The 15357-nt window shown below is 48.5% G+C and carries 13 protein-coding genes, 1 tRNA gene and 1 other annotated feature (1 of these 15 cut by a window edge); of the genes, 10 read left to right on the forward strand and 4 right to left on the reverse strand.

The window, feature by feature from the left end; all coding sequences use genetic code 11:
- The first annotated feature begins 30 nt into the window (after positions 1 to 30).
- From argJ to argF, 6 genes are read left to right on the forward strand one after another with little or no spacing between them, the layout of a single operon-like run.
- Positions 31 to 1248: a bifunctional glutamate N-acetyltransferase/amino-acid acetyltransferase ArgJ gene (argJ, locus tag ESP131_RS05425; RefSeq protein ID WP_069940330.1), complete on the forward strand. Its 1218-nt coding sequence runs from the start codon at positions 31 to 33 to the stop codon at positions 1246 to 1248.
- Positions 1245 to 2018 (forward strand): acetylglutamate kinase, encoded by a 774-nt coding sequence (argB, locus tag ESP131_RS05430; protein WP_069940331.1) that lies wholly within the window; start codon positions 1245 to 1247, stop codon positions 2016 to 2018. The genes argJ and argB overlap by 4 nt, the downstream gene beginning before the upstream one ends.
- Positions 1984 to 3129, forward strand: coding sequence for an acetylornithine transaminase (locus ESP131_RS05435; protein WP_069940332.1), 1146 nt, complete (start codon positions 1984 to 1986; stop codon positions 3127 to 3129). The genes argB and ESP131_RS05435 overlap by 35 nt, the downstream gene beginning before the upstream one ends.
- The gene (locus ESP131_RS05440) at positions 3126 to 4184 is read left to right on the forward strand and encodes a carbamoyl phosphate synthase small subunit (RefSeq protein WP_069940333.1); all 1059 of its coding nucleotides are present in this window, start codon (positions 3126 to 3128) and stop codon (positions 4182 to 4184) included. Before ESP131_RS05435 ends, ESP131_RS05440 begins: the two co-directional genes overlap by 4 nt.
- On the forward strand, positions 4174 to 7206 hold the full coding sequence (gene carB, locus ESP131_RS05445; RefSeq protein WP_069940334.1) for a carbamoyl-phosphate synthase (glutamine-hydrolyzing) large subunit: 3033 nt from the start codon (positions 4174 to 4176) through the stop codon (positions 7204 to 7206). The genes ESP131_RS05440 and carB overlap by 11 nt, the downstream gene beginning before the upstream one ends.
- The gene (argF, locus tag ESP131_RS05450; protein ID WP_069940335.1) at positions 7203 to 8132 is read left to right on the forward strand and encodes an ornithine carbamoyltransferase; all 930 of its coding nucleotides are present in this window, start codon (positions 7203 to 7205) and stop codon (positions 8130 to 8132) included. The genes carB and argF overlap by 4 nt, the downstream gene beginning before the upstream one ends.
- Positions 8133 to 8174: 42 nt before the next feature.
- On the opposite strand, the gene ESP131_RS05455 is transcribed toward argF, so the two are convergent.
- Positions 8175 to 8984 carry an MBL fold metallo-hydrolase gene (locus ESP131_RS05455; protein ID WP_069940336.1) on the reverse strand — a complete coding sequence of 270 codons (810 nt, stop codon included), beginning with the start codon at positions 8982 to 8984 and terminating at the stop codon, positions 8175 to 8177.
- 153 nt (positions 8985 to 9137) lie between these two features.
- Positions 9138 to 9211, reverse strand: a tRNA-Gly gene (locus tag ESP131_RS05460).
- Positions 9212 to 9380: 169 nt separating this feature from the next.
- On the opposite strand from ESP131_RS05460, the gene ESP131_RS05465 reads away from it, so the two are divergent.
- Positions 9381 to 9926, forward strand: coding sequence for a hypothetical protein (locus tag ESP131_RS05465; protein ID WP_231925692.1), 546 nt, complete (start codon positions 9381 to 9383; stop codon positions 9924 to 9926).
- On the forward strand, positions 9923 to 10342 hold the full coding sequence (locus ESP131_RS05470) for a hypothetical protein (protein WP_023467229.1): 420 nt from the start codon (positions 9923 to 9925) through the stop codon (positions 10340 to 10342). The genes ESP131_RS05465 and ESP131_RS05470 overlap by 4 nt, the downstream gene beginning before the upstream one ends.
- A gap of 72 nt (positions 10343 to 10414) precedes the next feature.
- Here the strand turns inward: ESP131_RS05470 and ESP131_RS05475 are convergent, their stop codons facing one another.
- Complete coding sequence (locus ESP131_RS05475) at positions 10415 to 11371, reverse strand: alpha/beta fold hydrolase (RefSeq protein ID WP_029340846.1); 957 nt, start codon at positions 11369 to 11371, stop codon at positions 10415 to 10417.
- A gap of 16 nt (positions 11372 to 11387) precedes the next feature.
- Positions 11388 to 13067: a formate--tetrahydrofolate ligase gene (locus ESP131_RS05480; RefSeq protein ID WP_029340847.1), complete on the reverse strand. Its 1680-nt coding sequence runs from the start codon at positions 13065 to 13067 to the stop codon at positions 11388 to 11390.
- Positions 13068 to 13233: 166 nt separating this feature from the next.
- Here ESP131_RS05480 and ESP131_RS05485 point away from each other — a divergent pair, with 166 nt between their 5' ends.
- A complete protein-coding gene (locus ESP131_RS05485; protein ID WP_023467232.1) occupies positions 13234 to 14121 on the forward strand; it encodes a carbohydrate ABC transporter permease in 888 nt (295 codons plus the stop codon).
- Positions 14118 to 15005 (forward strand): carbohydrate ABC transporter permease, encoded by an 888-nt coding sequence (locus ESP131_RS05490; protein WP_023467233.1) that lies wholly within the window; start codon positions 14118 to 14120, stop codon positions 15003 to 15005. Before ESP131_RS05485 ends, ESP131_RS05490 begins: the two co-directional genes overlap by 4 nt.
- Before the next feature lie 144 nt (positions 15006 to 15149).
- Positions 15150 to 15357: a binding site (T-box leader), on the forward strand; it runs 40 nt beyond the window's last position.

Raw genomic sequence — 15357 nt, forward strand, 5'->3', positions numbered from 1 at the left:
TCAAGAGAAAAAGATAGAGGAGGAACGCCTGTGTGGCAAGTACAAGTAGATACCCCATTGACGATAACAACACCGAAGGGATTTCAAGCTTCAGGGGTACACGTGGGTCTGAAACGAAAGCGGAAGGATTTAGGTCTGATTTGGTGCGAGAAAGGTGCAAGTGCCGCAGCTGTCTATACGACAAATCAGGTGCAAGCAGCACCGATCACTGTGACAAAGCAAGCGTTACAGGAGTCACAAGGACGCATTCATGCCGTCCTCGTCAACAGCGGAAATGCGAATGCCTGCACGGGAGAACTTGGTCTATCACATGCGTATACATCACAACAAGCGTTAGCGACCCACTTCGGGATTGCTCCAGAACAAGTCACGATTGCTTCAACAGGAATCATCGGTCAACCGTTAGCCATTGATACGTTACTGGCAGGTATTCCACAGCTGATGCCTACAAATGACAAGGATGCCGCGAGTGATTTTGCCCATGCAATCCTGACGACCGATACCGGTACGAAATCAGCTGGTCAACAATACATGCAAGGCGATGTCCAAATTTCAGTATGTGGCGTGGCGAAAGGATCAGGGATGATTCACCCGAACATGGCAACGATGCTTGGTTTCTTGACGACCGATGCAACGATTGAACCAGATGTCTTACAGACACTGTTGCGCCGGACGATTCATCGGACGTTCAACTGCATTACGGTAGATGGCGATAGTTCGACGAATGACATGGTCATGATTTTAGCGAGCGGAGCTGCAGGAGGAGCAACAATCGTTGAAGGCACAGACGAAGCGCTGGCATTCGAACAAGCGATCGAAACGGTTTGCCAAGATTTAGCGAAACAGATTGCGCGGGACGGGGAAGGGGCGACAAAGTTGATCGAAGTGACGGTAGAGGGAACACAAACCGATGAAGTAGCGCGGATGGTCGCCAAACAAGTCGTCGGATCGTCTCTCGTCAAAACAGCAATCTTTGGGGAAGATGCGAACTGGGGACGAATCATCGCTGCTGTCGGAAGTATCAAGGAGCCGCTTGATGTATCAAACGTTGACATCAAAATTGGTTCGCAGTGGGTATTGCAACAGAGTATGCCTGTCTTATTCGATGAAACGATTGCATCGCAGGATCTAGCACAGCAGGATGTCCAAATTCATATCGATTTACATGACGGCACAGGGCGAGGGCACGCCTATGGATGTGACCTGACGTACGATTACGTCAAAATCAATGCGAGTTACCGGACATGACGAAACGAAAAGTCATCAAACTAGGTGGTAGTGTGTGGGAGCAACTGGATGCGCGGTATTTCGAGGAATGGAAAGCGTGGGTCGAAACCGGTAACGAACTATTGATCGTCCATGGAGGTGGTCCTCTTCTATCGAGTTACTGTGAACAAGAGGGAATCAAACCCGTGTTTCGAAACGGTGTCCGTGTAACGACGGATGGTGTCTTACTCGGGGCGCGACGGATCTTAGCAGGGGAAGTCCAATCCGGTATCGTCCAGCAGTTGAATCAAGCGGGGATTCCTGCCGTCGGAATGAGCGGGTTAGACGGCGCAAGCGTCCATGGTAAAACGATCAAAGGACTCGGGGCAGTCGGTCAAATCACGCACATTCATCCACGATTGTTCACGGTGTTGAGTACGAATGGTTATGTGCCTGTCGTCACGTCCCTTGTCACAGGGGAGCAAGGTGTATTGAACAGTAATGGAGATGCGTGTGCGATTGCTGTCGCGAAGGCTTGGTCTGTCGACCGATTTGAATTGTTGACGGATGTCGAGGGTGTAAAAGTAAACGGTGACTATCAATCAGAAATCACGTCTGCAGCCATCGAAGCTGCGATAGCGTCGGGAGAAATCTACGGGGGAATGATTCCGAAGGTCGAAGCGATGATGCAAGCCACTCAGCATGGTATTCCAGAGGTCGTCATTCGGTCTGGGAAAAATGCATTAGCTGCAGGGACACGAGTCAAGGAGGAATTACATGAGTGCACTACTACCCACTTATCAACGTACTGATGTGGAATTGGTCAAAGGACAAGGGTCGATCGTAGAAGATGCGACAGGCAAGACGTATCTGGATTTCATCATGGGAATCGCTGTATGCAACACAGGACACCGTCATCCTTATATTCAGCAACGGCTAGAGGAACAGTTGAATCAAATTTGGCATACGTCGAATTTGTTTCAAATCGCGGCACAAGAGCGGGTCGCCGAGCGACTGACGGAAGACAGTCATCTCAGTCATGCTTTTTTTTGTAACAGTGGTGCGGAAGCAAACGAGGCGGCGTACAAACTCGTTCGAAAATGGACAGGGAAAACGGAAGTCGTCACGTTTAAACAGTCCTTCCACGGGCGAACTTTTGCGATGATGGGCGCAACAGGACAGGAGAAAATCAAAGCGGGATACGGGGAGATGGTGAATGGCTTCAAACATCTACCGTTTAACGAGATGGAGAGCCTATCAGCGATTACGGAGCAAACTGCTGCCGTATGGCTCGAAATCATTCAAGGAGAGGGCGGAGTCGTCGTCGCCGACGATGCGTGGCTAGAAGCGTTGATGAAGAAGGCGCAACAATACGATGTCAAAATCATCGTCGACGAAGTACAGACCGGCATCGGTCGGACGGGATCTCGTTTTGCATTTGAACAGACACCCCTCGTACCGGATATCATCACCCTCGCGAAAGGGCTTGGGAGTGGACTCGCGGTTGGTGCGTTACTCGCGACGGAGGAGGCGGCGGAAGTATTCACACCTGGATCGCATGGTTCGACCTTTGGTGGAAATCCACTCGCGATGACAGCTGCGGAAGCCACACTTGACCTCTTGTTAAGTGACACTGTCATGGCAGACGTTCAAGGAAAAGGCGAATATTTACGTCAACAACTAGAAAATAAATTACCCAAGTCGATCGTGAGTTCTATTCGTGGACGTGGCTTGATGATTGGTATCGAGTGCACGATGCCTGTTGCACCGCTGATTGACGCTTTGCGTGAGAATGGTCTTCTCGTCGTCTCGGCTGGTCCTCATGTCATGCGCTTATTGCCATCGTTGTTCGTGACGGAACAGGAACTCATGCACGCCATCGAAAAAATACAACTCGTTTGTCAACAGGAGGTCATCGTATGAAACAATCCGGAAAACTAATGCTGGCGGACGGAACGACGTTTACCGGTTCGTGGCAAGGAACAGCTCCAGTCAAAGGCGAAGTCGTCTTTTTCACTGGAATGACAGGATATCAGGAAGTCTTGACGGATCCGTCTTATCAAGGACAAATTCTTGTCTTCACATACCCGTTGATCGGTCAATACGGTATTCAAGCGGAAGCGTCAGAAAGCAACCAGATTCAAGTCGCTGGTGTCATCGTTCAAACTTTGGCTGAGGACGGGGAAGGAACATCGCTCGCGAGTTGGTTGGGTGAAGCAAATGTGCCGATTTTGTCGGGAGTCGATACGCGTTCTCTTGTGCATCTATTACGGACGGAAGGCGATCAATTCGGTGACATGATGCAAGTGGATATGACTGTCACTGCGTCAATCGACACAGCATACATCGCTTCTGTATCAACGACTTCAAACATCGAATACGTACCGGAAGTCGAACAGGGGCACATCGTCTGTATCGATTACGGTGTGAAACAATCGATGATCGATGCTTTGCTTGAACGCCATATGCGTGTAACGGTCGTGCCATATAATACGACACCGGAACGGATTCAAGCGCTGGCTCCAGATGGTCTGCTGTTTTCCAATGGACCTGGTGATCCAACACAATTAGACCCGTTCCTTTCAGGAATCCGTGAACTGGCGACGAGCTATCCGACACTTGGTATTTGTATGGGACATCAGGTTCTCGCTCATGCCTTCGGCTGTACCTTATTAAAACAACATCACGGACACCGAGGAGCGAATCATCCTGTACGTCATCTAGCATCCGGACAAGTGTTCATGACGTCTCAAAATCATGGTTATGCCGTTGATGTAAAAAGTATCGAAGCGTCTGAGATGGAACTTGCGTACGAACACATCAATGATGGATCCGTTGAAGGATTGATTCATCCGGTACTACCGATCATGACAGTCCAATTTCACCCAGAAGCGAGTCCAGGACCGACAGAGGCGATGGTCGTCTTCGATCAATTCGTAAATAGCGTATTACATCAGGAGGTAGCATATGTGGGATAAACAGAAAGTACTCGTCATCGGTTCGGGTCCGATCGTCATCGGGCAAGCAGCAGAATTTGATTATTCCGGCACACAAGCCTGTCAGGCGCTTCGAGAAGCGGGATGCGAGGTCATCTTAATGAATTCGAATCCGGCTACTATCATGACGGATCCGAGCACGGCAGATCATGTCTATATTGAGGCGATGACTCTTGAAAAAGCAACGGCCATCATCGAACAAGATCGACCATCCCATCTCCTAGCGACGGTCGGTGGTCAAACGGCACTCAATCTTGCGATGTCACTCGAAGAAGCAGGCGTACTTGAACAATACGGTGTCGAACTTCTAGGGACTTCGCTTGAGACGATCCGAGACGGGGAAGATCGTGAACGATTCAAGCAAAAGATGATCGAACTCGCGCAACCGCTCCCGGAAAGTCAAACGATCGAGTCGTTAGCAGAGCTTGAGGAATTCATGGCAGTACACGGAGTACCACTCGTCATCCGACCAGCCTTTACGCTCGGTGGAACGGGCGGCGGAATCGCAGTGACGAAGGACGAGGCACGTCTGTTAGCGCAGAACGGCTTACAAGCGAGTCCGATTTCACAGTGTTTGGTTGAAGTGAGTATCGCTGGCTATAAAGAAGTCGAATATGAAGTCATGCGTGACAGCGCAGATACGACGATCATCGTCTGTAACATGGAAAACATCGATCCTGTCGGTGTCCATACCGGGGACTCGGTCGTCTTTGCACCGATTCAATCGATTTCGGATCGAATGAATCAGCAATTGCGGACGGAAGCACGTAAAATCGTGTCGCACCTCGGTGTCATCGGTGGATGCAACATTCAATTCGCGATCCATCCGACGGAAGAACGCTATTTCGTCATTGAAGTCAATCCGCGTGTCAGTCGTTCTTCGGCGCTTGCTTCCAAGGCGACGGGATATCCGATCGCGAAATTAGCGACACGTCTTGCGCTCGGTGAGAGACTCGACGATTGCATCAATCCTGTCACGAAGGAGACGATGGCGAGTTTTGAACCGACGATGGATTATATCACGGCAAAAGTGCCGTGTTTCCCGTTCGATCTATTTACCGGCAGTAACCGGACGCTTGGAACACAAATGAAGGCGACGGGTGAGAGCATGGCGATGGGGAAGACACTAGAAGAAGCGTTACAAAAGGCGTGGCGCGGTGCAGGAGTCGAGCAATCGCCTCTTTATCCGACATGGATGAAAACAGCGGAGGCTGACGTATTGTGGAAAGAAATAAAGGCTCCGACGGACCGTCGCTTGCTCGCGATGTTAGCACTACTGGATCGTCAGGAGACGACCGTCGAAGAACTCGTTGAACAGACGAAAGTACAAGCTTTATTCGTCAAAGTGCTTCAACGCCTCGTCGATCAGCAAATAAAAATTAAAACGACAGACATCTCTTCTATCAAAACTGCGAAGCTGATGGGCTTTACGGACGAACAGATTGCCTTTCTGATGGGTGTCAATGCCGTAGACATCGAGAAGTTACGTAAAGAGCAAGGCATCCTTCCTGTCTATCACATGATTGATACATGTGCGGGAGAGTTCAAGAGTACGACTCCTTATTTCTACGGAAACTGGAGTGGTCAAACGGAAGTCACAGCATCGACGAAAAAGAAAGTTGCTGTCATCGGTGCGGGACCCATTCGGATCGGTCAAGGAATCGAATTTGATTATTGTTCCGTTCACGCGGTACGTGCATTACAAGCATCCGGTTATGAAACAATCATGATCAACAATAACCCGGAGACCGTCTCGACCGACTTCGAAGTCGCAGATCGCCTGTATGTCGAGCCATTGACACTTGAAGACGTCATACATGTGCTAGAAGCAGAGGATTGCCAAGACGTCCTAGTCCAGTTCGGAGGACAAACGGGGATTGCGCTGGCGTCTGGTTTGGAGAACGCCGGTTATCATCTTCTCGGAACGACGGCAGATGTCATCGATCAAATGGAAGACCGTGAGCGGTTCTATCAATTTTTAGATGATATCGGTATCGATCGTATTCCAGGACAAGAAGTGGCGACGCACGAACAAATGACAGAAGTTGCAACAACGATCGGTTATCCGGTCATGATTCGCCCTTCCTATGTCATCGGAGGTAAGGGAATGCATATCATCCACGATCAAGAGCAATTAGAGACGATTGTTTCCGAATTATCATTCCCTGTCCTCGTGGATGCCTACCTCCAAGGAAAGGAAATTGAAGTCGACTGTATTACGGACGGCACAACGACGTACGTTCCGATTTTGATGGAGCAATTGGAACGGGCAGGAGTTCACTCTGGAGATTCGACGATGATTCTGCCACCTGTATCGCTCAGCGCTACCGTTCAGAGCGAAATCGAGCGAATGGCACAGATGATCGGGCAACAAATGGATTATAAAGGAGCGTACAATATCCAATTCGTCTTGCATGACGATCAAGTCTACGTGCTAGAAATCAATCCACGTGCCTCCCGCACGTTACCAATCGTCGCCAAAGTAACGGGGCAACCGATCTTACAGTGGGCAGTCCAAGCTGCGGTCGGTCAAGCGGTCACGCTTCCGGCAGAACAGTTGAAACTTGATTTCCATGCTGTTAAGACTCCTGTTTTTTCAACGCTGAAACTACAAGGCGTCGATCCGAAAACAGGTCCCGTCATGCGTTCGACAGGTGAAACGCTGCAATGGACGACAGACGGACTGGCGCTGGAACGTTTTATCTTTGACGAAACGACGAAACGGCATTTGACGACAAGAGACGTTATCGTGTCAGGAGCAGACACAGAGGCTTTCGGAACGGGTGTAGCGTTGGATGAAACGATTGACTGGGCACAATGTGCGATTTTCTATTCACACGTGACAGAAGAAAAAGCGAGTCGCGAAGCAGCGCTTGCTGCCGGGGTACAAGTCCTGACAGAACCTGAACTAGCGCATTATCATCTACAAGCGACAGAAAAGTCCTCTTATGCTGTGAAGCCACTTCATACATGGACAGAGCCGATCAAGGAGGAAGTAAAATGAAGACGGTACAACAACTAAAACATTTCTTGACGATGGCGGAACTGACGCCGGAAGCATTGACGGAGCTATTGGCACTCGCGAAAGATATCAAACATCAACCAAGCGTCTATCAAAACGCATTAAGTCATAAAAAAATTGCTTTATTGTTTGAAAAGGCATCGACACGGACACGTCTATCATTTGAGGTGGGTGTCGTCGAGCTCGGTGGGCATCCAATCGTACTGAGTGGAGCAGATATGCAAATCGGGCGGGGGGAGCCGCTCTCAGATACGATTCAAGTCATGAGCCGTTACGTCGATGCCCTCATGATCCGGACGTTCGGTCATGAGATCGTCGACACGCTGGCGACACACGGTACGATTCCAATCATCAATGGATTGACGGATCTACACCATCCGTGCCAAGTCCTTGCTGACTTGCTAACGATCGAAGAGACATTTGGAACACGGTCTGGTAAGATTTTGACATATATCGGGGACGGAAATAATATGGCGCATTCGCTGATGATTGGTGGAGCGCTCAGTGGAATGGAAGTCCGCATCTGTGCGCCGGCGGCGTATGCTCCTGATCCACAAGTCGTTCATGAAGCACAAATCATCGCCAAGGAAACGGGTGGAAACATCATCGTCATGACGGATCCCGAGGAAGCGGCGCGTGGTGCGGACGTCGTGTATACGGATGTCTTCGCAAGTATGGGACAAGAAGAAGAGGCGACGATGCGTCTGCAAGCATTTGAAGGATATCAGGTCAATGCCGATATCATGAATCAAGCAAATGATAAAGCCATTTTCTTGCATTGCCTTCCGGTGCATCGGGGAGAGGAAGTCACGGCAGACGTCATCGACGGCAAGCAATCTGTCATCTTCGATCAAGCCGAGAATCGCCTCCACGCACAAAAAGCGTTGCTCGTCACATTGCTTGGATAATCATAAAGACTCAGTCGCCTCTTGGGCGACTGAGTCTTTTATTTAATCATAATGGCGTCGAGCTAATCGTTCCTCTTGTTCTTTTTTAACTTGCCGCTTATTTTTTTCGTGCAGACGTTTCATGAATGGCGTCGTTTGCCAAGATGGTGCCCAGTCGGATTCTTTTCCGGCACGGAGTGCGAGGATGTAATCATAGCTCTGATGAAGTCGTTCAATCATCTCCGTTCGGACATCACAAATGTGACCGTGTCCGGGTATCAACAGTTTGACTTCATATTCGTAAATGAATGACTCGAGTAGCTCGAGCGTTGTTAAATACTCAGAGGAATCGTGTTCAATCAAGGGGATTTCAACATCGGAAGCATAGTCGCCACAGACTAACAAGTGGAGTGGCATGACGATGAAGGAAAGATGGGTCGATTCATGACCCGGTGTCAAAAAGAAGATCAGCTTCGTCTGACCAATCGTCAAAATCGTTTCAGACTCATGGATGACATGCGTCACATCTGGAAATAACACGGGGGAGTCGATGTAAAATTCATCGTTAAAGTCTTGAACGGCTTGTAGCGCTTCCTGTCGGTCGACATCGATGAACGGTTTTGAAGCGATGACGATGGCATCCGTAAAGGCGTAGGCACCAAGAATATGATCGAAATGAGCGTGCGTATAGACAACGTATAACGGTCGTTCGCGACGCACGATTTCGACGTCTCGACGAATCGTTGCAATCTCATCGGGAAGCCAACCAGGATCGACGACAATCAGACAATCAGGCGTCTCGATCAATGTTGAGGTCGTTTTCATGAGTGTACTTTGATAAATCGTCACGCCAGGCATTTTCATCTGAATCATACGAATCCTCCTTTACGAATCTCTATCTATATCGTTGTATACCCAGAAATTCGTTGGAATCATCAGCAGAAAAAATAAAAAAAGACGACTCGCACGTCGCGAGTCGCCTGCCCTCTAGAGGGAAATGGTCCTAGACCTATGTTATGTCATAATTGGAGCGGGTGAAGAGAATCGAACTCTCGTCATCAGCTTGGAAGGCTGAGGTTTTACCATTAAACTACACCCGCACATTGGCTACATGAAATATAGTAGCATAGCAAAGAGAGCATTTCCATAACTTTTATGAAAAAAGGCAATTTCTTTTAAGATTCAGTGTACAATAATACTAGTTAATCGTTTACAATGGTAATCTTGATTTGTAATATGGGTAAAGTTGGGTAGAGGAGAGAGTGTCTGGTGAATGAAGTGCGAGTTTGGAGCGAACAGCCGATGGGAAAAGGGTGGAAGGCGATCTGTCACCACCAATTCGATCGTCATCGCTTATTGATAGGAGAGTGGTTCCATAACGTAGGTGTACTTGCTTTTTCCATCAATCAAGATGCGGATTTGCTACCGGATGTCCTTCCAAACACATTCGATCTGCCGCTCGTCTCGGAACGTGTGCAGCGCATGATTGCGGCATACGCGCCTTTTTCTGTACAATGTCTCAAGGTACATCTTGAGACGAAGGACGGAGTGGTTCCGTACTATCTTCTCAATCTCTTATCTGTCAGTCGGATCGAACATCTACATACGACGGATGTATTCCGTCCGATCCCGAGACGACGCGTCTATTTTTTGACAGAACGACGAATCAGCGATTCGATTTGTCCGCACCATTTGATGCGGGATGAACGCACACATCGCATGTTCGTCTCTGCTCAACTCGCTCGACAATTCGAGCGTATGGCTGTGACGGGTATCCGCTTTGAAGAGATACAACGAATGGAGGAATTCAAATGAAACAGTACACAGTCGATCATTGGATCACGCTAGAATATCCAAAGGTATTTGAATATCAAGAAGAAGAAACATATGTCAGTTTTTATTCGACGGATGAAAATGCAATGGGTACGCTCCAATTATCCATCTACGAGTCCGATTCAGAAGAACTGACACCGTATGAGGCGGCGGAACAAGAAATCAACTTGTTGGTAGAAGAGTTCGGCATCGAACTGACAGGAGCACTTGAAGTCCGTCGTAATTCAACAAAAGAAGCGTTGCTTGCGGTAGACGGGAAAGAAGAAGATATCTTCTTACGGATCTACGCGTATTCAGACGGGGAACGGTTAGTCTTGTTGACGTACTCTGCAGAACGCGAGACGCTTGAAATCGAGGAAATCGAAGCGATGATTTCTTCACTGACTTGGATTCAATGAAGGATACGATAGAAGTGCAAAAGGCAGCGGATCGCAAGGATCCGCTGCCTTTTTTATATCGATCGGTGTGGCTTAAGAAGAACGGGAAGATGACTGTTTAGCTGCTGGATTGACTTGTTTATTCAACCAGCTCGCGATATCTGCGAAAACGCGGATACGTTCGAACTCATGGAAGAGCTCGTGACGTAACCCTCGATAAATCGTCAGCTGTACGGCATCGACACGGACGCGATTATACATATCAAACAAATGATGAATACCCTTTCCATCGAACGCGACCGCGTCATCCCCACCAGCAAGCAATAAGAGGGGTAAATGACGTGGATGCTGATAGATGGAAGCAAGTGCGTTGACGAGTTTCGTTGCATGCAAGAGTTCGTGGAAGAACCCTAATGTGACCGTTTGACCGGACAATGGATCTGCATCATAGCGCATGACGGATTGTGGATCCGAAGAGAGCCAAGCATTTTTAGAAAGCGCTGGGAAGAAGCGTAAGTTATACCGTCCGAACACGAGTTGTCCAAAACGTTCAGCGGGGTGTGTCGCTGACAGCTGATGGATTTGACGTTCGACGAGTTTTTGACTGACATTACCGAGTAAACCTGTACTAGTTGGGGGTCCACTCGCGATGATTCCGGCTACTGTATGGCCGAGTGTTTGACCGATCCGGCGAGCGATCAACGAACCAAAACTATGACCGAAAATGAAAACAGGTAACGTCGGATAACGCTCTTTGATGTCAGTGACGAGTTCTTCTGCATCCTGCATCAATTGTTTAAAACCCTGATTCGGCTCGAGGTGTCCGAGCGTTCCGAGTTGTGCTGCTCGGGTTCCGAAACAGCGTAAGTCTGCGATGATCGTGTGGTAATGATGCGCATAGAGGAATTCTGCGAATTCCTCATACCGTGCGCCATGCTCCATCATCCCGTGAAAGACGATCACGACTCCTTTAGGATCATGGGCTTCGAGGCTATGCAATGTCGTAGTATAGCCGTCAGAGGCTATCCAATGTGAATGATCAATCGTCATGTAACTCATCCTCTCATCAAGAAAGTCCGAATACCTGTCCGTCTTCCGAAACGCCCATATGGAAGGCGGCAGGAACTGCGGGTAATCCTGGCATCGTTAATACATTCCCAGTCAATGCAACGATGAACCCTGCACCAACCGATGGTCGGATTTCGCGGACCGTGATCGTGAAGTCTTCGACACGACCATAACGAGCAGGGTCATCGGTTAAAGAAAATGGTGTTTTTGCCATACAAATCGGTAACTCATTCAATCCCATCTCCGTACACCGTTCGAGTTCGCGAAGCGCTTTGGCTTCAAAATGAACGTCGGCTGCACCGTAGACACGCTTTGCGATACGCTCGATCTTTTGACGAAGCGGTAAGACGTCAGGATACAGTGGGCGGAACTGGCTCGGTTCCTCAAGAGCTTGCATGACTTCCGTGACGAGTGCTTCGCCGCCAGCCCCCCCTTTACTGAAGACCTCACTTTCCGCGACACGAATATTACGATCCTGACACCATTCTAGGATCATGTTCCGTTCTGCTTCCGTGTCAGTGAAGAAACGATTCAAGGCAACGACGGCAGGGACGCCGAACAGACTCATCGTCTCGACGTGTTTTTCAAGTAACGCAAGACCATCTGTTAAGGCAGCGAGATTTTCTTCGCTGAGTTGCGTTTTGTCGACACCACCATGCATCTTCAAGGCACGAACCGTAGCGACGATGACGACGGCATCCGGGTGGAGTCCGCCAATCCGTGATTTGATGTTGAAGAACTTTTCGGCACCTAAATCAGCTCCGAATCCTGCTTCTGTGACAACGTAATCACTTAGCTTCAGTGCAGTTTGCGTTGCAATCAAAGAGTTACAACCATGTGCGATGTTCGCGAACGGTCCACCGTGAATCAGTGCCGGTGTTCCTTCGACGGTTTGAACGAGGTTCGGACGAAACGCATCTTTTAGAAGCAACGTCGCAGCTCCTGACGCCTGAATATCTTTGACCGTAACCGGCTGTTGATCGTACGTATACGCGACGACGATGCGGCTCAAGCGTCGTTCGAGATCCGTGATAGAGTCTGCTAGACAGAGGACCGCCATGATCTCGGAAGCGACCGTGATATCGAACCCATCTTGACGCGGTACGCCATGAGCAGGACCACCGAGACCAATCGTGACTTGGCGCAAGGCACGGTCATTCAAATCAAGAACGCGTTTCCAGACGATACGACGCGGATCGATGCCAAGGATATTACCTTGATGCAGGTGATTGTCGAGCAAGGCACTGATTGTATTATGAGCAGATGTGATCGCATGCATATCGCCTGTGAAATGCAGATTGATCTCTTCCATCGGTAGGACTTGGCTATAGCCACCACCACACGCGCCACCTTTTAAGCCCATCGTTGGACCGAGTGAGGGTTCCCGTAAACAAATCATCGTCTTATGTTTTGCCCGATGCAACGCTTGTCCGAGTCCGACAGTGACGGTTGATTTTCCTTCACCGGCGGCTGTCGGATTGATGGCAGTGACAAGAATCAGTTTACCGTCAGATTTCGTTGCCAATCGGTTCAACAGTCCGTCTGTCAACTTCGCTTTATACTTTCCGTACGTATCAAAATCCTCTTCTTGCAAACCAATCCGGTCCGCAATTTCTCGAATCGGGCGTAAGACGGTTTGTTGTGCGATTTCTAAGTCCGAACGAATGGTCTTTTCCATGGTATCGACTCCCTCTTTGATTGGATCTCTCTTTTTTCTAATAGTAGCCTATCTAGTGCGAGTGCGCCAAAAGAAAACGTTCAATATTTTCCACCCAATGGGTCAAATGGTGACGTGTTCAAGTGTTAGAGAAAGACGTACTGTAGAGTGGAGGAGGGATGAAACAATGACATCTGGACAAAAGAAGTGGAAACGCGGTCTTGATTTTTGGCTCTTCGTCGGACCGGTCTTTCTTGTATTCGCAGTGATCGTGCTTGTACCGTTTTTCAATGGCGTCATGTATTCGTTCACGGACTGGAACGGTGTGACCGGAGAATTAAATTGGATCGGCTTTGATAACTATGTCCGTCTCTTTACGAGTGACGAGCAGTTCCAGCAGTCATTTTGGTTGACGACGAAATATACGGTCGTCGCCGTCATCTTAACGAATGTCGTCGGTTTCATCTTGGCGTTCTTATTGACACAAAATATTCGCACACGTAATTTCTTACGAACGATTTTCTTCATGCCGAACTTAATCGGTGGATTGATCCTCGGGTTCGTTTGGCAGTTCATCTATGTCAAAGGCTTCGCATCGATCGGTGAATTGACAGGATGGAGTATATTTGAACTTCCATGGTTAGGAGATGCCCGGACAGGATTCTGGGGTATCGTCATCGTTTCGATTTGGCAAGGTGGCGGTTACATCATGGTCATCTATATCGCGGCTCTACAAAACGTGCCACAAGAGCTGATTGAAGCAGCAAAAATCGATGGTGCCAATCGTCTATCGACGTTACGGAACATTACGTTGCCGCTGATCATGCCGTCGGTCACGATTTGTCTGTTCTTGACGATTTCGTGGTCCTTCAAGTTATTCGATACGAACTTATCCCTAACGAATGGTGGACCATTCAAATCGACCGAAATGCTTGCTTTAAACATTTACAAAGAATCGTTTACGAATAATAATCTTGGACTCGGATCAGCGAAGGCAATCATCTTCTTCGTTGTTGTTGCAGCGATTACAGTCACTCAAGTGTATCTGACGAAAAAACGGGAGGTGGAAGCATGAGTACAGCACAACCATTACCCACTCCGCAAGAGGAGAAACCGAAGCGCTCTAAAAAGACGAGAGGTCGTTATTCACTCCGTCTTGGAACGGTCGAACTGGCAGCCTTATTGATGGGGCTACTGTACATGATCCCGTTTTATTACGTTGTCTCGAATTCTTTCAAGACGCAGGGCGATATCTTTACGAACACAACGGGTCTACCAAAGGAATGGATGACGTCCAACTATTCAGAAGCATGGGAAGCCATGAACTTCGGAAAAGTCTTTTTAAACTCCGTCATCATTACAGTCGGCGCTAACGCGGTCATCATCATCTTTTGTTCGATGGCGGCCTGGAAACTCGTCCGGACGAAAACACGCTTGTCGACGATCATCTTTTTCTTATTCGTTGCGGCGATGATCATTCCATTCCAATCGATCATGATTCCCTTATCGAAACTGTCTGGTGATCTCGGATTGCAGAACAGTTATTGGGGATTGATTCTGATGTATCTTGGCTTCGGGTCAGGATTATCGATTTTCTTATACCATGGATTTATGAAGTCGATTCCAGAAGAAATCGAGGAGGCGGCCATCATTGATGGTTGTTCACAATGGGGTGTGTTCTGGCGCATCGTGTTCCCATTACTCAAGCCCATCACGGTGACGATCATCATCTTGAACACGCTTTGGATTTGGAACGATTTCCTACTGCCATCGCTCATGTTACGAGACGTCGATTTACGAACGATTCCACTCGCGACGTTCTATTTCTTCGGTCAGTATACGAAGCAGTGGGACTTAGCACTTGCCGGACTCGTCCTCGGGATCATTCCGTTATTGTTGTTCTTCTTTGCCTTGCAAAAACAGATCATTCAAGGAATTACGAGTGGATCGATCAAATAATTTTTGTAAGCGCGTTCTCGCTTCTGCGAGAACGCTTTTTTCATGATTCACACGTCAGATTAATCTGACAACTTTTATTTTTTTTGAAAAAAAGTCTTTTCAAACACTTGCGACCTGTTGTACGATGTTCTCAATTCAATTGTAACAACGACGTTGAAGGGAAGAGTAACACCTTGTACGACCGTATAGCGAGCTGGGGATGGTGAGAGCCCAGTCGGAAGCAAGATGCGAAGAACCTCCCGGAGTCGCTACCCGAACCCGAATGTCAGTAGGCGTAGCCGGAGTTGCCTGTCCGTTATCATAAGGCCGAAGATGAAGTGATTCGTCTTTTGAGTGAGCAACATCGTTGCTA

Origin of the sequence: Exiguobacterium sp. U13-1 (assembly GCF_001750115.1) — a bacterium.
GTDB lineage: Bacteria > Bacillota > Bacilli > Exiguobacteriales > Exiguobacteriaceae > Exiguobacterium_A > Exiguobacterium_A acetylicum.